14 protein-coding genes are annotated in these 17,012 nt (G+C 72.1%); 4 read left to right on the top strand and 10 right to left on the bottom strand.

The genetic code is table 11. From position 1 onward, the window contains the following. Positions 1–65: 65 nt before the first annotated feature. From GXW71_RS16715 to panE, 3 genes are all read left to right on the top strand, one after another. Positions 66–578 (top strand): winged helix-turn-helix transcriptional regulator, encoded by a 513-nt coding sequence (locus GXW71_RS16715; RefSeq protein ID WP_211853676.1) that lies wholly within the window; start codon positions 66–68, stop codon positions 576–578. Further along, positions 575–1,987 carry an MATE family efflux transporter gene (locus GXW71_RS16710; RefSeq protein WP_211853675.1) on the top strand — a complete coding sequence of 471 codons (1,413 nt, stop codon included), beginning with the start codon at positions 575–577 and terminating at the stop codon, positions 1,985–1,987. The genes GXW71_RS16715 and GXW71_RS16710 overlap by 4 nt, the downstream gene beginning before the upstream one ends. 67 nt (positions 1,988–2,054) lie before the next feature. Continuing rightward, positions 2,055–2,969, top strand: a complete 915-nt coding sequence (gene panE / locus GXW71_RS16705) for a 2-dehydropantoate 2-reductase (RefSeq protein WP_211853674.1) — start codon at positions 2,055–2,057, stop codon at positions 2,967–2,969. Positions 2,970–3,321: 352 nt separating this feature from the next. Here the strand turns inward: panE and mutL are convergent, their stop codons facing one another. From mutL to pgi, 3 genes are all read right to left on the bottom strand, one after another. Beyond that, positions 3,322–5,064 carry a DNA mismatch repair endonuclease MutL gene (gene mutL, locus GXW71_RS16700; protein ID WP_211853673.1) on the bottom strand — a complete coding sequence of 581 codons (1,743 nt, stop codon included), beginning with the start codon at positions 5,062–5,064 and terminating at the stop codon, positions 3,322–3,324. A gap of 9 nt (positions 5,065–5,073) precedes the next feature. After that, positions 5,074–5,820 (bottom strand): metallophosphoesterase family protein, encoded by a 747-nt coding sequence (locus GXW71_RS16695; RefSeq protein WP_211853725.1) that lies wholly within the window; start codon positions 5,818–5,820, stop codon positions 5,074–5,076. Between the two features lie 89 nt (positions 5,821–5,909). Next, positions 5,910–7,547: a glucose-6-phosphate isomerase gene (gene pgi / locus GXW71_RS16690; protein WP_211853672.1), complete on the bottom strand. Its 1,638-nt coding sequence runs from the start codon at positions 7,545–7,547 to the stop codon at positions 5,910–5,912. Between the two features lie 59 nt (positions 7,548–7,606). On the opposite strand from pgi, the gene GXW71_RS16685 reads away from it, so the two are divergent. Beyond that, on the top strand, positions 7,607–8,248 hold the full coding sequence (locus tag GXW71_RS16685) for a histidine phosphatase family protein (RefSeq protein ID WP_211853671.1): 642 nt from the start codon (positions 7,607–7,609) through the stop codon (positions 8,246–8,248). A 211-nt stretch (positions 8,249–8,459) separates the two neighbouring features. On the opposite strand, the gene GXW71_RS16680 is transcribed toward GXW71_RS16685, so the two are convergent. From GXW71_RS16680 to GXW71_RS16650, 7 genes are all read right to left on the bottom strand, one after another. Next, positions 8,460–9,713 carry a M16 family metallopeptidase gene (locus tag GXW71_RS16680; protein ID WP_211853670.1) on the bottom strand — a complete coding sequence of 418 codons (1,254 nt, stop codon included), beginning with the start codon at positions 9,711–9,713 and terminating at the stop codon, positions 8,460–8,462. Between the two features lies 1 nt (position 9,714). Continuing rightward, positions 9,715–11,076 carry a M16 family metallopeptidase gene (locus tag GXW71_RS16675; protein ID WP_246526640.1) on the bottom strand — a complete coding sequence of 454 codons (1,362 nt, stop codon included), beginning with the start codon at positions 11,074–11,076 and terminating at the stop codon, positions 9,715–9,717. A 55-nt stretch (positions 11,077–11,131) separates the two neighbouring features. Next, entirely contained in the window at positions 11,132–11,686 is a 555-nt protein-coding gene (locus GXW71_RS16670) for a DUF3035 domain-containing protein (protein ID WP_246526639.1), read from the bottom strand. Positions 11,687–11,688: 2 nt separating this feature from the next. Continuing rightward, complete coding sequence (gene lspA, locus GXW71_RS16665; protein WP_211853667.1) at positions 11,689–12,186, bottom strand: signal peptidase II; 498 nt, start codon at positions 12,184–12,186, stop codon at positions 11,689–11,691. Then, complete coding sequence (gene ileS, locus GXW71_RS16660) at positions 12,183–14,981, bottom strand: isoleucine--tRNA ligase (RefSeq protein ID WP_211853666.1); 2,799 nt, start codon at positions 14,979–14,981, stop codon at positions 12,183–12,185. The genes lspA and ileS overlap by 4 nt, the downstream gene beginning before the upstream one ends. A gap of 284 nt (positions 14,982–15,265) precedes the next feature. Continuing rightward, entirely contained in the window at positions 15,266–16,189 is a 924-nt protein-coding gene (locus tag GXW71_RS16655) for a bifunctional riboflavin kinase/FAD synthetase (protein ID WP_408901998.1), read from the bottom strand. Positions 16,190–16,197: 8 nt separating this feature from the next. Further along, positions 16,198–16,779, bottom strand: coding sequence for an LOG family protein (locus GXW71_RS16650; RefSeq protein WP_211853664.1), 582 nt, complete (start codon positions 16,777–16,779; stop codon positions 16,198–16,200). Positions 16,780–17,012 lie beyond the last annotated feature (233 nt).

Here is a 17,012-nt window from a genome sequence, read left to right as displayed (position 1 = left end):
CGCCTGGGCGCTGCATCGCACAATAGTAACTTGCATCATGCAAGTGACTCCACTAAAAGCCCGGCATGCAGCGCACCGATCTGGCCGCCATGACCTGCCCCATCGCCCGCGGCCTCGGGCGCGTCGGCGAGTGGTGGAGCATCCTGATCCTGCGCGACGCCTTTGCCGGCATGACGCGCTTCGACGAGTTCCAGAAAAGCCTCGGCATCGCGCCAAACATGCTGACCCGGCGCCTCGCCGGGCTGGTCGAGGCCGGGCTCCTGGAGAAGCACCTCTATTCGGCGCGGCCGCCGCGCCACGAATACCGGCTGACCGCGAAGGGCACGGATTTTCGCGAGGTGCTGATCACCCTGCTGGCCTGGGGCAACCGCAACTTCGCGCCCGAGGGCGCCAATACCCAAATCATCGACACCACGACCGGCAGGCCGGCCGAGCCGATGCTGATCGACCGGGTCAGCGGCGCGCCGCTGACCCGGCCGCGCTTCGCGGTGGTGCCTGGCCCGGCCGCGACCGAGGCCACCCTCCGCCGCCACGCCGCGACGCCGCGCCGAACCCTGCTGCCGGAAGCCACGCCATGACCGCCCCGCTTCCCGCCGCTCCGCCGGCGGCAGCCCCGGTCGGGCTCAGCACCACGATGAGCCCGCGCACCCGCATGCTGCTGGAAGGGCCGATCGTGCCGACCCTGCTCCGGCTCGGCTGGCCGAACACGCTGGTGATGCTGGCCCAGGCCTCGGTCGGGCTGATCGAGACCTGGTGGGTCGCGCATCTCGGCACCGATGCGCTGGCCGGCATGGCGCTGGTCTTCCCGGGCTACATGATGATGCAGATGCTCTCGGCCGGCGCGGTCGGCGGCGGCATCGCATCGGCCATCGCCCGCGCGCTCGGCGGCGGGCGGCGCGAGGATGCCGATGCGCTGGTGCTGCACGCGCTGATCATCAACGGGCTGCTCGGGCTGGTCTTCTCGGCACTGTTCCTGGTCTGGGGCGGCGCGCTCTATGCGCTGCTCGGTGGCGAGGGCGGGTCGCTGCAGGCGGCGATCGCCTATTCGCATGTGGTCTTCGCCGGCGCGATCGTGACCTGGATCGGCAATGCGCTGGCAAGCGTGCTGCGCGGCACCGGCAACATGCTGCTGCCGGCGGTCGCGGTGATCGTGGGCGTCGCGCTGCTGGTGCCGCTGTCGCCGCTGCTGATCTTCGGCTGGGGCCCCATCCCTGCACTCGGCGTCGCGGGCGGCGGCTGGGCGGTGCTGGTGGGCGGCACGGTGACCATGGCGATCCTGGCCTGGGCGGTGCTCAGCGGGCGCAGCATCGCGCGCTTGCGCCCGGCGCGGCTGCGGGCCGCGCTGTTCGGGGATATCCTGCGGGTCGGCGCCGTCGCCTCGGTCAGCACCTTGCAGACCACGCTGGTCATCGTGCTGACCACCGGCATCGTCGGCCGCGCCGGTGGGCCCGACGCTGTCGCCGGCTATGGCACCGGGGCGCGGCTGGAATACCTGCTGATCCCGCTGGTCTTCGGGCTCGGCGCGCCACTGGTGGCGCTCGTCGGCACCAATATCGGCGCCGGCCAGCGCGAGCGGGCGCTGCGCATCGCCCTGACCGGATCGGCGCTCTCCTTCGCGGTCTGCGAGGTGATCGGCATCCTGGCCGCGATCTGGCCCGCGACCTGGCTGACGCTGTTCGGGACGGAGCCGGCGCTGATCGAGAGCGGCAGCGCCTATCTGCGGCTGGTCGGGCCGGCCTATGGCTTCTTCGGCATGGGCCTCGCGCTCTATTTCGCCTCGCAGGGCGCGGGCAGGCTGCTCTGGCCGCTGCTCGCCGGCATGCTGCGGCTCGCGGTCGCGGCACTCGGCGGGCTGCTGGCGCTGCATCTCACGGGATCGGTCGGCTGGGTGTTTGGCGCGGTCGCCCTGGCCATGCTGATCTATGGCGCGATGCTGTGGTGGATGGTCGCGGCCGGCGTCTGGTACCGCGGCACCGCCACGCATTAGTCGACGAGCAGATTCACACCTCCGGGCGATTCCGCCCTGCGGTGATCTGCTCTTGGGGAGTCTAAGAATGCGCATTCTCGTGGTCGGTGCCGGCGCGATCGGCGGCTATTTCGGCGGGCGTCTGCTGCAGGCGGGGCGCGACGTCACCTTCCTGCTGCGCCCGAAGCGCGCCGCGCTGATCGCCGAGCGTGGCCTCGTCATCAAGAGCCCCGTGGGCGACGCGACACTCAAGGCGCCGACGGTCACCGCCGATGCGCTCGCGGCGCCCTATGACCTGATCCTGCTGAGCTGCAAGGCCTATGACCTGGAGAGCGCGCTCACTGACGTGGCGCCGGCCGTGGGGCCCGAGAGCGCCGTGCTGCCGATGCTGAACGGCATGCGGCACCTCGACATCCTGGATGCGCGCTTCGGGCCGGCGCGGGTGCTGGGCGGGCAATGCGGGATCGGGACCACGCTCGATGCCGATGGCGCCATCCGCCACCTCAACCCGATGGCGACGATGGGTTTCGGGGAACGCGACGGCAGCCTGTCGCCGCGCGTCAACGCCTTCGCGGAAGCCTGCGCCGGCACCGGCTTCGATGCCAAGGCGAGCACCACCGTGCTGCAGGACATGTGGGAGAAATGGGTGCTGCTGACGAGCATCGCCGCCTCCACCTCCGCGATGCGGGCGCCGGTCGGCGTCATCACCGCCGCACCCGGAGGCGAGGACTTCGTGCTCGGGCTGATGGAGGAATGCATCAGCATCGCGACCGCGTCCGGCCATGCGCCGCGGCAGGCCTTCCTGGAGCGGCTGCGCAGCATGCTGACCGCGCCCGGATCGAAGCAGACCGCGTCGATGTTCCGCGACATCCTGAATGGCGGCAGGGTCGAGGCGGACCACATCGTCGGCGACCTGATCGCGCGCGCCAAGGCGCCGGTGCCGCGGCTCCGCTTCGCCTACACGCACCTCAAGGCCTATGAGGCGCAGCTCACGGGACTATAGTTCGCCCTCAAGCGCCGGCGCCGGCATCCGCCGGCTTGGCTTCCGCGCTGTCAGGGCGCGCCCGGCGCAGCTGATGGTCGCGCGCGGGGCCGCATTCGCGGCCCCGGAGCATCGGCTTCGCCTCGCTCCGCAGAAACCCGTGGCGGCCTGCGGCCGCAGGATCAGGAGCCGGTCCCGCGGCCGAAGGCCGCCACTGGAAAGGCCGGACTGCGAGGCGTCAGCCGATGCAGGCCGAGGCCGCGAATGCGGCCCGCGCGCGACCGACCACCGCGCCGGGTGTATACCTGACAGCGCGAAAGCCAAGCGGCCGGAGGCCGCGCCCGGCGTCTGAGGGCAATGGAAATCCAACCGGCTACCGCCGGCCGAAAAGCTTCTCGAACGCTGGTTTATCGAACTTCAACCACGTCGGGCGGCCATGGCTGCAGGTATTGGCGCGCGGCGTCGCTTCCATCTGGCGGAGCAGCGCGTCCATCTCGGCCGGTGCCAGGCGCCGCCCGGCGCGGATCGAGCCGTGGCAAGCGAGCCGCGCGATGGCGGCATCGAGCCGGAGCTCCAGCGCCGTCGCCTCCTCCCATTCCGCGAGCTCCTCCGCCATGTCGCGGAGCAGCGGCGCGGGATCGGGATTGCCGAGCAGCGCCGGCAGCGCCCGCACCAGCACCGCACCGGCGCCGAAGCCCTCCAGCTCCAGCCCCAGCCGCGCGAGGTCCGGCGCCGCTTCCGCGAGCCGCGCCGCATCGCGCTGCGGCAGCTCGACCACCGCTGGGATCAGCAGCGCCTGGGTGCGGACGCCGCCATCGAGACGCTGAGCGCGCAACGCCTCATGCGTCAGCCGCTCATGCGCGGCATGCTGGTCGACCAGGATCAGTGAACCGTCGGGGGCCTCGGCGAGGATGTAGGTGTCCATCATCTGCGCCACCGCGCGGCCAAGCGGATGCTCGGCGGCGATCGGCGCCTCCTCCCGCGCCGGCGGCAGGGGCGGCGCCATGTGCATGGCGAGACGCCCCTGCGACCAGGGCGCCGGCGTGCGCGAGGGCTGCGCGAAGAAGGGCCGCTGGGTCTCCGCGAAGCCCGCCGCCATCGCCGGCATCGCGGCGACCGCGGGCACCGCCTCGCCCGCGCCGGTCGCCAGCGCCCGGCGCACCGCCGAGATCAGCGCACCGCGCACCGCATCCGGCTGGCGGAAGCGCAGCTCGGTCTTCATGGGATGTACGTTCACATCGACCTGCTCCGGCGGCAGGGTCAGGAAGATCGCGGCCACCGGCTGCCGCCCGGCCGCGATCACATCGCGATAGGCGACGCGTAGCGCGACCCGCAGCATCGGGTCGCGCACCGGGCGGCGGTTCACCACCAGATGCTGCTCGGCCGCGGTCGCACGGCTATGGCTGGGCAGCGCCGCCATGCCTTCGATGTCGAGCATCTCATGCACCGCCTCGACCGGCACCGCCGCGGTGGCGAAATCCGGTCCCAGCAGGTCGCGCAGCCGCTGGGTGCGGTCGGCGACCGGCAAGGTCAGCACGGCGCGGCCATCCACCTCGAGGCTGAAAGCGACCTCCGGCCAGGCCATGGCCAGGCGTTTCACCGCCTCGACCGCGGCATCGGCCTCGGCGCGTGGCGACTTCAGGAACTTGCGGCGCGCGGGCGTCGCGAAGAACAGGTCCCGCACCTCGACCCGGGTGCCTGGCGCGCCGGAGGCTGGCGCGATCTCGGCCTTGCGCCCGCCTTCGACCGCGATGCGGTGCGCGGCGCCGCCCTCGGTGCGGGAGGTGATCGCGAGCCGCGCGACGGCGCCGATCGAAGGCAGCGCCTCCCCCCGGAAGCCGAGCGTCGCGATGCGGAACAGCAGCCCTTCCTCGGGCAGCTTGGAGGTGGCGTGGCGTTCGACGCAGAGCGCCAGGTCGGCCGCGCCCATGCCGGCGCCGTCATCCTCGACCAGGATGCGGTCGACGCCGCCGCCTTCCAGCGCGATGCGCAGACGCCGCGCGCCGGCATCCAGCGCATTCTCCACCAGCTCCTTCACGGCGGCGGCGGGACGCTCCACCACCTCGCCGGCAGCGATGCGGTTGGCAGTGGTCTCGGGCAGGAGGCGAATCGCCATCGATGGAGTTTAGCCCCCTATCCACCCCGTCGCGATGGCCGCGGCCCATTCTTCGCGCCCGGCCGCCCGTGCATCGGCCGCCGCCGCATCCCAGTCATAGGCGACGGCGCGCAGGTCGAAGCTCCAGCCGGCCGGGCCGAGCGTTGCGATCGCATAGCGCGCATGCGGCGCCCCGGCCTCCACCTTATGGGGGAAGGGTGCGTCGTCCACGTAGCCCGGGCAGCCGACGCTGCCGGGATTGAGCGCCAGCCGCCCATCCGGCAGGCGTGTGAGCCGCGCCAGGTGCGAGTGCGCGCAGAGGATCAGCGTGGCGCCGGGCGTCGGCCCGATCCGCACCGCCGCCTCTTCCGGTCGCGCCCGGCGCAGCGCGTCCGGCCCTTCCAGCACCTCCAGCGCATAGGTCAGGTCGGATCCCAGCGTGCCGTGGCAGGCGAGCACGCCCCCCGCAGGCGCCATGAGCGGCGGCAGCGCCGCCAGCCAGGCGCGATGCGTGGCTGTCAGCCGGGCATGGGCGAAGGCATCGGACCGGCCCATCGCGCCCGGCGCGTCCTCCAGCAATTGCCGATCGTGATTGCCGCGGAGCGTCGGGATGCCGCGCGCGATCAGGAGGTCGGCCACCTCCGCCGGCCGCAGCGGGCCGGAGAGGCAGTCCCCGAGGTTGACCACGGCATCCACGCCTTGCCGCGCGATATCGGCGAGCACGGCTTCCAGCGCGAGCAGATTGCCGTGCACATCGGCGATGACCGCGAGCCTCACGCCCCGGATCGCTTTCGCTGCGCGTTGCTGCGCTTCATCGATCCGGTCCCTTGTCTGCCGGGCATCTTCACCGGCTCCAGTGATATCCCCTACGCGGGATCTGCCCGGAGCGCCTCGATCTCCGCCAGCATCGCCGCGGTCGCGGGATGCTCGGGCGGCGCGCCGCCCTCCAGCGCCTTCAAGATCGGGCCGGCAAGCTGCTTGCCGAGCTCGACGCCCCATTGGTCGAAGGCGTTGATGCCCCAGAGCGCGCCGAGGCAGAACACCTTGTGCTCATAGAGGGCCACCAGCGCGCCGAGCGAGAAGGGATCGAGCCGCGGCAGCAGGATGGTCACCGAGGGCCGGTTGCCGGTGAAGACGCGGTGCGGCAGCACCGCCGCGATCCGCTCCTCCGCGATGCCGGCGGCGCGCATCTCGGTGGCGACGGCATCGGCGCCGCGGCCGACCAGCAGCGCCTCGGCCTGCGCCAGCCCATTCGCCAGCAGCTTGCGATGGCTGTCGGCATGGCCGTGATCGGGATTGGCGACCAGGATGAAATCCACCGGCACCGGCACCGGCCCCTGGTGGATGAGCTGCATGAAGCTGTGCTGCGCATTGGTGCCGGCTTCGCCGAAGACCACCGGGCCGGTGGCGCGCGCGACCGGCTGGCCCGACAAGGTCACGCCCTTGCCGAGGCTTTCCATCTCCACCTGCTGGAGATGCGCGGGCAGCCGCGCCAAACGCTCGTCATAGGGCAGCACGGCGCGGGTCGGCAGCTTGAGCGCATTCACATGCCAGGTCTCGGTCAGCGCCAGCAGCAACGGCAGGTTCTCCCGCGGCGGCGCGTGCAGGAAATGCGCGTCCATGGCATGCGCGCCTTCGAGCAGCCGCGCGAAACGGTCCCAGCCCTGGGCGAGCGCGATGGCGAGACCGATCGCCGACCACATCGAGAAGCGCCCGCCCACCCAGTCACGGAAGCCGAAGACGCGGGCCGGCGCGATGCCGAAATCGGCGGTCGCCTGCAGGTTGGTGGAGAGCGCCGCCAGATGCCGCGGCAGCGCCGCCTCCCCCAGCGCATCAGCGAGCCAGGCGCGGACCAGCCGCGCATTGGCCATCGTCTCCTGCGTCGTGAAGGTCTTGCTCGCGATCAGCACGAGGGTGCGCGCGGGGTCGAGATTGGGGCGGATCGCTTCCCAGGCATGGGCATCGACATTGCCGAGGAAATGCGCGCGCAGCTTGTCGTGAGGCCCCGACAGCGCGCGCGCCGCCATGGCCGGGCCGAGATCCGATCCGCCGATGCCGATGTTCAGCACGTCGGTGAAGCGCTCGCCCGTGCTGCCGGTGATCTTGCCGGCATGCAGCGCCTCGACGAAGCTCTGCATCAGGCCGAGCGTATCGTGCACCGTCGCCGAGGCATCCTCCGCCCCCGCACGAAGGCCGGCATCGGCGGGCGCGCGCAGCGCCATATGCATGACGGCGCGGGCTTCGGTCGTGTTGATCGCCTCCCCCCGCGCCATGGCGTCGCGCCGGGCGAAGACCCCGGTCGCGTCGGCCAGCGCCAGCAGCGCGGCGAGCGAGGCTTCGTCCAGGCTGGTGCGCGACAGGTCCAGCACCAGCCCGTCGGCGCGATGCGTCCAGCGCGACGCCCGCGCCGGATCGGCCGTGAAACGCGCGCGGATGTTACGGGCCGCGGGATCGGCGGCCAGATCCGTCACCGCCTGCCAGGCGGCCTCGATGGTATTGCTCATGCGTGAAGTCTCCCGCGCGATGGTGGCGGTGCCGTGGCGGCGCTGGCAATCTCTTCTCCGTGACGGTCCGCCGTGCCCTGCTGCTCTCGCTTCTTGCGCTGCCGGCCGCGGCGCAGCGCCTGGCGCCGCTGTCCGATGACAGCGCGGAGGGCCGCGCCCTGGTCGCACGGTTGCGCGAGGGCGGCCTCGTCCTGTTCTTCCGCCATGCCGATACGGCGGGCGAACCCTGCGACCGCAGCTTCCGCATCGGCGACCGCGCCGGCCAGCGCAACATCTCGCCGCGCGGCCGTGCTCAGGCGGCGGCGATCGGCGCCCGGATGGCAGCCCTCGGCATCCGGATCGCCGAGCCGGTGCTGGCGGGCCCGGTGTTCCGCGCCCGCGACACCGCGGAGCTGGCCTTCGGCGCCACGCGCGTCACCGTCACCGACAGCCTGCTGGCCGATGACTACAGCGCCGGCCGGCTCGACTGGGTGCTGGCCGAGCACCGACGGCTGTTCGGGGAACGGGTGGCGCCGGGCGCCAACCGTGTGCTGGTCGGCCACCGGACGCCGGCGATCATGGTGGTGGGGGATACGATTGCCGGCCGCGCCTTCCCGGAAGGTGCCGCCCTGGTGCTGGCGCCGCGCGATCCGGGCTTCGGCCTGCTCGGCATCCTGGAATTCGCGCCGGTGCCGGAAGGCGGCTTTCACGGGTGCGGGTGAATCCCGCGATGGCGTGAGGCCAACCTCCGGTTCTCGGGGCAGGGCAAGTTCCCGCGGCCGCAGGGCTGCCCCTGGTTTCTGCGGGGCGAGCGCAGCGATGCCCCGGGGCCGCGAAGCGGCCCCGCGCGCGACCGTCAGCCGCCGCCAATGCCGCCCTGACAGCGCGGAAGCCAAGCCGCACGGATGTGCGGCGCCGGCGCTTGAGGCCGAACTATAACCCCGCCGGCTGTCCCGCGATCGCGACCGAGAGCCCGTCCGGCTTCAGCAGGCGCGAAGCGACTGCGGCGAGCCGGTCGCGGCTGATCGCGGCGAGCCGCGCCGGCCGGGCGGCGAGCCAGTCGAGCGGCCGATTGTTCCGCCGGAGCGAGAGCAGGGTGCCGGCGATGCGGCGGCTGTCGGTGAATTGCAGCGGCAGCGAACCCCGGAGATAGGCGATCGCGTCCGCGCGCTCGGCCTCGGTCGGTCCGTCCTCAGCCATGCGGCGCCATTCGGCGGTGGTCACCGTCAGCGCTTCCGCCACCTTGGCATTCTGGGTCGCCAGCCCGCCGGTGATCAGCGCCTGGCCGTAGAGCACGTCGAGCCCGGCGCTGATGCCATAGGTCAGCCCGCGTTGTACGCGGACGGCCTGCATCAGGCGGGAGGAGAAGCCGCCGCCGCCCAGCACCCTGAGCATCACCTGCGCCGCCTCCCAATCCGGATCCTGCACGGCGAGGCCGGGCTGGCCGAAGAGGATGGTGGATTGCGGGAAGGGCATCGGCACCACGCGGCTGCCGAAATCGATGAAAGGCGGCAGCGCCGGCGGCGCTTCCGGCGCGCCCGGCGGCAGCGCCGCGAACAACGTCGTCAGCAGCGCGCGCAGCTCCGCCGGATTGATCGCGCCGGCGACCGCCACCAGCAGCCCGTCGCGGCGGATCTGGCGGGCATGGGCGGCCCGGATCGCGGCCTCCGGGATGGCGGCGAGGCTTTCGGCGGTGCCGCCGGTCGGGCGACCCGCGGGATGATCCGGAAAAGCCGTCGCCCAGAAGGCGCGGCGCGCCTGGCCGCCCGGGGTTTCCATCACCTGCCGGGCGCCGGCGACGGCCCGGGCGCGGACCCGCTGCAGCGCATCGGCGTCGAAGCGCGGCGCCGTCATGGCAAGCCGCGCCAGCCGCAGCGCCGCCGGCACCGCATCGCGCAGCGCGCGGAAGCCGCCCTCGAAGCCGTCGCGCTGGCTGTCGAAGCTCAGCGAGATGGCATCGTCGCGCAGCGCATCGGCGAATTCGCGGGCGCGCAGATCCCCGGCGCCCTCGGTGAGGAGGGAGGCCATGAGCGCCGTGGTGCCTTCCTCCCCCGCCTTTTCCAGCCCCGCGCCGCCCTGCCAGGACCAGGCGAGGGAGACCACCGGCACCGAATGATCCTCGGTGAGCCAGGCGCTGATGCCATCGCTCTCGATGACCTGGATCGGCAGGGTGAAGCCCTCGGCCATCTCAGGTGGTCTCCGGCAGCAGCCATCCGATGGCATCGAGCGGCGCGCCGAGCACCGCGCGCGCCGCCGCCGTCACCTGTTCGGGCGTCACGGCGCGGATGCGGGAAGGCCAGTATTCCACCACCTCCACCGGCAGGCCGGAGGCGAGCGCGGTGCCGAGCATGCGCGGCGCCGCGCCGATGCCGTCGAGCGACAGCAGGGCGCCGGCGGTGATCTGGCGGATCGAGCGGGCGACGAGGGCCGGGTTGGCGCCCTCCTGCAGCAGCTTTTCGATGACCGCGGCGGCGGCGGCTTCCAGCCGCTCCGGCGCGGTGCCGCGGCCGGGCATGGCGGAGACCAGGAATTCGCCGGCGCCGACCGCGTCGGCATCATAGCCGGCATTGGCCGTGACCGCGATTCCGGTCTCCACCAAGGCCTCATGCAGCAGGCTGCCCTGGCCGCCGCCAAGCATATGGGCCAGCACTTCCAGCGGCCAGGCCTGCTCCGCCTCGCCATAGGTCAGGGTCGGCGCGAACCAGGCGCGCAGAAAGCTGCCTTCCCGGATCGCGGCGCTGCGGGTGACCAGCCGGCGCTCCACGGGGGCAGGAGGCGGCGGGGCGCGGTCGCGCGGGGTGGTGGGGCGGGCAGGGACGCCGCCGTAATGCTGTTCGACGAGGCGCTCCAGCGCCGCCGGCTCGGCGTCGCCGGCGATCACCAGCACCGCATTCGCGGGCGCGTACCAGCGCTCGAAGAAGGCCACGAGATCGGCGTGGCGGATGGCGCGGATCTCCTCCGGCCAGCCGATGATCGGGCGGCCATGCCAGTGCTGGCGGCCCCACATCCCGGCCTGGAAGGCTTCGCGGAACAGGGCGCGCGGATTGCTGTCGGTGCGCTGGCGCCGTTCCTCCAGCACCACGGACAGCTCGGCCGCCATTTCCGGCGGCGGGAACAGGGGATGGGCGCAGCGGTCCGCCTCCATCCCCATGATGAGCGCCAGGTGCGAGGCCTCGACCTGCTGGAAATAGGCGGTGACGTCGCGGGAGGTGAAGGCGTTGTCGTTGCCACCCTCCCGTGCCACGCGCTGGGAGAGCGCGCCGGAGGGCACGTTGCGGCTGCCCTTGAACATCATGTGCTCGAGGTAATGGGCAATGCCGGAGAGCCCCTCCGGGTCCTCGCCGCCGCCGGCGCCGTAGAACAGGTACTGGCAGATCACCGGCACCCGGCGGCTCTGCACGAAGGCGACCCGCAGCCCGTTCGGCAGGCTCCAGAGCTGGGCGCCGTAGAGCGGCCGCTCGCCCTGCGGCGGGGTGAAGGCGGCGGCATGCCGCTTGGGCGCCGCCGCGCAGAGGCAGGCGCCAGTGACGAGGGCGGTCCGGCGGGACATGCGGATCATGGATCCAGCATGACGCGGCCGCCGCGCAGCGGGAAGGTGTTCGTGCTCAGAACAGGCCGAGGAAGGGGCGGCGCGGGCGCTGGATGATCGGCGTCTCGCCCGCGGTCGCGTCGCGGCCGAGGGCCGCATTCTCCCTGAGGCGGGCATTCTCGCGGTTCGGATCGACCGCGGTGCCAGGCGGCGGCGGGTCGCGCCAGAACATCAGCCGGTCTGTGAAGCTGCGATCCGGCGCGTCGAGCCGGCCGCTCTCCTCATCCACCCGGCGGCGGATGTCGTCGGACACGGGACGGCCGGCCTGGGAGAGCAGCGCCGCCTCGGCACCGCTGGCGCGGGCGGTGGAGGCCGGGGCCAGGGCAGCGCCGGGGACCAGCGTGGCCTCGGCCGCATCGCGCGCGCTGCGCTCCTGCGGGCGGGTGGCGCCCGGGCGCGGCGTCGGCAGGGAGCTCATGTCCGGCGGCATCGAGAGCGGGGCCCGGGTCAGCACCGCGAACTCATCCGGGGCGTCCCGGGTCAGGCCCAGGGTCCGCATGGTGTCGGACCCGCAGGCGCCCACGGCCAAAGGCAGGACCAGGGCGATCAGGGCGAGACGGGCAGGGCGCATGCTCATGCCTCCTTCTTAGGGGCGGCGCTGGGCCGGAACAAGGCGTCGATCACCAAGGCGACAACGCCACAGACGATGGCGGCATCGGCCAGATTGAAGACATACCAATGCCAGCCCCAAGCGTGGGCGTCCACGAAATCGACGACGGCGCCGAAGCGCAGCCGGTCGATCACATTGCCCACCGCACCGCCGATCACGGCCCCGAGAGCGATCGCGGTCAGCCGGTTCTCCGCCCGGGCCAGCCAGCGCAGCAGGAACAGGGCGACCAGCGCCGCCACCACCGACAGGGCGATCTGGTGCCAGGCGCTGTCGCCGGTCAGCATCCCGAAGGTGACACCGCGGTTCCAGACCATGGTGAGGTCAAGCCCGAGGGGCCCGGCCGCCAGCAGCTTCACCTGGCCGAGCTCCTGCAGCCGGAGCCCGTCGAGGATCCACCATTTGCTCGCCTGGTCGGCGGCGAGGATGCCGGCCGCGAGCGGCAGGCCGAGGCGCAAGCTCATGCCCGCTCCACCACATCATCGCAGCGGAGGCAGAGCGTCGGGTGCCGGGGCGAGGTCCCGACCTCCGGCAGCACCCGCCAGCAGCGGGCGCATTTCTCACCGGGCGCCACTGCGAAGTCGACCGCGAGCGGCGCGCCGGCGGCTTCCGGCGCCAGGGTCGCGGCCGAGACGATGGCAGTCTCGGCCCATTCCGCGGCGCTCAGCAGCAGGGCGTCCTCGGCCGGGAGATGCAGGACCGGGGCGGCCTGCAGGCTGGCCCCGATGGTGCCGGCACGGCGGGCTTCCTCCAGCACGCCGGTCACCGCGCCGCGGATCTCCCGGATGCGGGCCCATTTCGCGGCCAGCTCCGGGTCGCGCCAGCCTTCGGGGATGAAGGGGAAGTCGAGCAGGTGGATGCTGCCCTCCTCATCCGGGAAGCGGGCGAGCCAGGCCTCCTCCGCGGTGAAGGCCAGCACCGGGGCGAACCAGGCGCAGAGGCAGCGGTGCAGCACGTCGAGCACCGTGCGCGCGGCGCGGCGTCGCAAGCTCCCCGCATGGTCGCAGTAGAGCGCGTCCTTGCGGATGTCGAAGTAGAAGGCGCTGAGGTCGATGTTGCAGAAATTATGCAGCTCCGGCAGCACCCCGGCCCAGTCATGGGTCTCGACCGCGGTGCGGATGCGGGCATCGAGCTCCGACAGGCGATGCAGCACCCAGCGCTCCAGCTCCGGCAGCTCGGCATGCGCGACCGTCTCGGCATCGGTGAAGCCGTCGAGGCTGCCGAGCAGCCAGCGCAGCGTGTTGCGGATGCGGCGATAGAGCTCCGCCTGCTGCTTCAGGATCTCCGGCCCGATGCGCAGATCGAGCGCGGTGTCGGAGTTCATCACCCAGAGGCGCAGGATATCGGCGCCGTACTGCTTCATCACCTCCTGCGGCGCAGTGACGTTGCCGAGCGACTTCGACATCTTGCGACCCTGCTCGTCGAGCACGAAGCCATGGGTCAGCACCGCCTTGAAGGGGGCGACGCCGTTGGTGCCGACCGATTCGAGCAGCGAGGAATGGAACCAGCCGCGATGCTGGTCGGAGCCTTCCAGGTAGAGGTCGGCCGGGAAGGGCAAGCCGCGCGGCGGCAGCACGAAGGCATGGGTCGAGCCGCTCTCGAACCACACATCGACGATGTCCATCACCTGCTCGTAATCGGCCGCGTTGCGGTCGGGGCCGAGGAAGCGGGCGGCGGCGCCGGGCTTGTACCAGGCATCCGCGCCTTCGGCCGCGAAGGCTGCGCAGACGCGGTCGATGATCGCCTGGTCGCGCAGCGGCTCCCCGCTCTGCTTCGAGACGAAGATCGGGATCGGCACGCCCCAGGCGCGCTGGCGGCTGATGCACCAGTCGGGGCGCGCCGCGACCATGGAGCCGATGCGGTTGCGCCCGGCTTCGGGGACGAAATGGGTCTTGGCGATGGCGTCCAACGCCTTGGCGCGGATCGCATTCTCATCATCCATCGCGATGAACCATTGCGGCGTCGCGCGGAAGATCACCGGCTTCTTGGAGCGCCAGCTATGCGGGTAGCTGTGCGTCAGCTTGCCGGTGGCGGCCAAGGTGCCGGCCGCCTTCATCGCCTCATAGATCGCGGCATGCGCCTTGAAGACGTGCAGGCCGGTGAAGCCCGGCGCGTGGATGGTGAAGGTGCCGTCGTCGTTCACCGTCTCGGGTATCGGCAGGCCATGCAGGCGGCCGAGGTTGAAGTCATCCTCGCCATGGCCCGGCGCGATATGGACGAAGCCGGTGCCGGCATCGGTCGTGACGAAATCACCGGCCAGCAGCGGCACGTCGAATTCATAGCCCTGGCCGCGCAGCGGATGCGCGGCGATGGCGCCGGCGAGCTCCGCGCCCTTCAGCACCCGCTTGATGCTGTGGGCGCCGATCCCGGCTTCCTTCGCGAAGCCGGGCAGCAGCGGCAGCGCCACCAGCAGCCGGTCGCCGATCGCGAGCAGCGAGCCCTCGGCAACGCCTTCCACATGGACCAGCGCGTAGTCGATCTCCTCGCCATAGGCGACGGCGCGGTTGCCGGGAATGGTCCAGGGCGTCGTGGTCCAGATCACCACATCGGCGCCGACCAGATCGGCCGCCTTCGCCTTCAGGATGCGGAAGCGGCCATGCAGGGTTGGCGAGACATGGTCGTGGTATTCGATCTCCGCCTCGGCCAGCGCGGTCTTCTCGACCGGGCTCCACATCACCGGGCGCAGGCCGCGATAGAGCGAGCCGTTCATCAGGAACTTGCCGATCTCGCGCGCGATCGCGGCTTCGCTCGGGAGATCCATGGTGGCGTAGCGATCGGCCCAGTCGCCGGCGACGCCGAGGCGGATGAATTCCTGCCGCTGCACATCGAGCCAATGCGCGGCATAGGCGCGGCATTCGGCGCGGAAATCCAGCACCGGCACCGCGTCCTTATCGCGGCCTTTGGCCCGGTACTCCTCCTCGACCTTCCATTCGATCGGCAGGCCGTGACAGTCCCAGCCGGGGATGTAGTTGGCGTCGTGGCCGGCCATCTGCGCGGCGCGGTTGATGACGTCCTTCAGGATCTTGTTGAGCGCATGCCCGATATGCAGGTTGCCGTTCGCATAGGGTGGGCCGTCATGCAGCACGAAGGGCGTGCGGCCCTTGGAGCGCTGCCGCAGCTTCTCCCACAGGCCCATGCGCTGCCAGCGCTCCAGCATCGCCGGCTCGCGCTTCGGCAGGTCGCCGCGCATCGGGAAGGGGGTGTTCGGCAGAAAGACGGTGCCGCGGTAGTCGCGAGGCTCGGCGGGGGCGTCGTTCATGGTCTTCGCTATCTCGGGCCGACGGGTCGGCAATGGCGCGCGTGGCAGGACCCGGCCCCTCAGGGGGCCGGAATGGTAATTCGCGCGGGATGCACCGGGGCCATGGCAGGCTTATGGGGAGGCGGGACGCGCGAGGTCAAGCGGGAGGGGTTATAGCTATGCCCTCAAGCGCCGGGCGCGGCCTCCGACTGTTGGTCGCGCGCGGGGCCGCATGCGCGGCCCCGAGCATCGGCTTCGCCTCGCTCCGCAGAAGCCTGTGCCGGCCTCCGGCCGCGAGGAAGACGTCAGGCGAGGCCGAGAAGCCGCCGCGCTTCCGCCGCATCGGCGGCGATCGCCGCGGTCAGCGCCTCCAGCCCGTCGAACTTCAGGTCGGGGCGCTGGAAATGCAGCAGCTCGACCGCGATTTCCTGCCCGTAGAGGTCTTCGTCGAAGTCGAAGAGATGGGTCTCCAGCCGGGTCTGCGGGTCGCCGCCGAGAGTCGGGCGGCGGCCGATATTGGCGACCCCGGGCACCAGCCTTCCATCGGCCAGCCGCGCGCGCACCGCATAGACGCCCCGCGCCGGCTCCAGGTGCCGGCCGATCCACATGTTGGCGGTCGGCCAGCCCAGCACCCGGCCGAGCTTGTCGCCATGCACCACCTCCCCCTGGATCGCCCAGGGCCGGCCGAGCAGGGTGGCGGCGCGTTCCGGATAGCCGTCCTGCAGCAGCCGGCGGATGCGGGTCGCGCTGATCGGCCCCTCCGCGTCGGAGAGCGCCGGCACGATGGTGAGGCCGATGCCGCGCTTTTCCGCCTCCCGCGCCAGGAAGCCGGCATCGCCGCCCTTGCGGTGGCCGAAGGCGAAGTCGTGGCCGCAGGCGAGATGCCCGGCGCCCAGCGCCCGGTGCAGCACCTGCTCCACGAACTCCTCCGCCGTCATGGCGGCGAGGCCGGTGTCGAAGGGCAGCGCATGCACCACACGCACCCCCGCCGCGGCGAGGGCGGCGCATTTCTCCCCCAGCAGGGTCAGGCGGAAGGGCGGGTCGTCGGGGCGGAAATGCTCGCGCGGATGCGGCTCGAAGGTGAGCACGGCGGGCGTCAGCTCCGGCCGCGCCGCATGCGCCGCGCGCAGCACCGCCAGGTGACCGAGATGCACGCCATCGAAGTTGCCGAGCGCCACGGTGCCGCCGCGCGCGGCGTCCGGGATGCTGTGCCAATCGGTCAGCAGCAAGGGGGCGCTCATTTCTCGCCCGGCAGCAGCCAGCGCGGCACCGGCGGCGGCTCGAACCCCGCCAGGCTGTCGAGCGCAGCCGCGGGATCGGCCGCGACGCGCGCCAGCGCCCGCGTCGCTGGCTGCAGGAAGCCTTCGGCGACCATGTGGTCGAACATCGCCATCTGGCGCGACCAATAGCCTTCGACGTCGATGAAGCAGGCGGGCTTGCGGTGGATGCCGAGCTGCAGCCAGGTCAGCACCTCCACCACCTCCTCGAGCGTGCCGAAGCCGCCGGGCAGCACCGCGAAGCCGTCCGACAGCTCCGCCATCATGGCCTTGCGTTCATGCATGGTCGCGACGACGCGCAGCTCGATGCCGTTCCGCTTCCCGGCCTCCCGTGCCAGCAGCCCGTGCGGGATGATGCCGATGACCTCGGCCCCGGCCTCGAGCGCGGCATCGGCCACCACCCCCATCAGCCCGACCGCGCCGCCGCCATAGACGAGGCCGAGGCCCCGGGCCGCGATCCCCCGCCCCAGGGCCTCGGCCGCTGCGCGATAGGCAGGCCGGTTGCCGGTCGAGGCACCGCAGAAGACGCAGACCCGTTTCATCGCCAAACGCCCGTACTCCAATGGCTGGAATCCAGCCCGTCCGCCGCGCGCAGGCTGCGCCCCAGAGCGCTTCCGCCCGCCCGCGATCGGCCGTGATGCGCGGCGAGCGATACAGGGGAATATCAACGCCCTCAAGCGCCGGCGCCGGCATCCGCCGGCCTGGCCTCCGCGCCGTCTGGTATGCGCCGGGTGCAACTGTCGGTCGCGCGCGGGCCGCATTCGCGGCCTCGGGG

Origin of the sequence: Plastoroseomonas hellenica (genome assembly GCF_018129085.1) — a bacterium.
Lineage (GTDB): Bacteria > Pseudomonadota > Alphaproteobacteria > Acetobacterales > Acetobacteraceae > Plastoroseomonas > Plastoroseomonas hellenica.
This window is presented reverse-complemented; position numbering and strand designations above follow the sequence as displayed.

Coding starts and splice junctions, on each gene's coding strand:
- GXW71_RS16710 (WP_211853675.1), top strand. CDS start 575: ATGACCGCCCCGCTTCCCGCCGCTCCGCCGGCGGCAGCCCCGGTCGGG.
- ileS (WP_211853666.1), bottom strand. CDS start 14,981: ATGAACGACGCCCCCGCCGAGCCTCGCGACTACCGCGGCACCGTCTTT.
- GXW71_RS16715 (WP_211853676.1), top strand. CDS start 66: ATGCAGCGCACCGATCTGGCCGCCATGACCTGCCCCATCGCCCGCGGC.
- GXW71_RS16650 (WP_211853664.1), bottom strand. CDS start 16,779: ATGAAACGGGTCTGCGTCTTCTGCGGTGCCTCGACCGGCAACCGGCCT.
- GXW71_RS16680 (WP_211853670.1), bottom strand. CDS start 9,713: ATGGCCGAGGGCTTCACCCTGCCGATCCAGGTCATCGAGAGCGATGGC.
- pgi (WP_211853672.1), bottom strand. CDS start 7,547: ATGAGCAATACCATCGAGGCCGCCTGGCAGGCGGTGACGGATCTGGCC.
- panE (WP_211853674.1), top strand. CDS start 2,055: ATGCGCATTCTCGTGGTCGGTGCCGGCGCGATCGGCGGCTATTTCGGC.
- mutL (WP_211853673.1), bottom strand. CDS start 5,064: ATGGCGATTCGCCTCCTGCCCGAGACCACTGCCAACCGCATCGCTGCC.
- lspA (WP_211853667.1), bottom strand. CDS start 12,186: ATGAGCTTGCGCCTCGGCCTGCCGCTCGCGGCCGGCATCCTCGCCGCC.
- GXW71_RS16675 (WP_246526640.1), bottom strand. CDS start 11,076: ATGTCCCGCCGGACCGCCCTCGTCACTGGCGCCTGCCTCTGCGCGGCG.
- GXW71_RS16670 (WP_246526639.1), bottom strand. CDS start 11,686: ATGCGCCCTGCCCGTCTCGCCCTGATCGCCCTGGTCCTGCCTTTGGCC.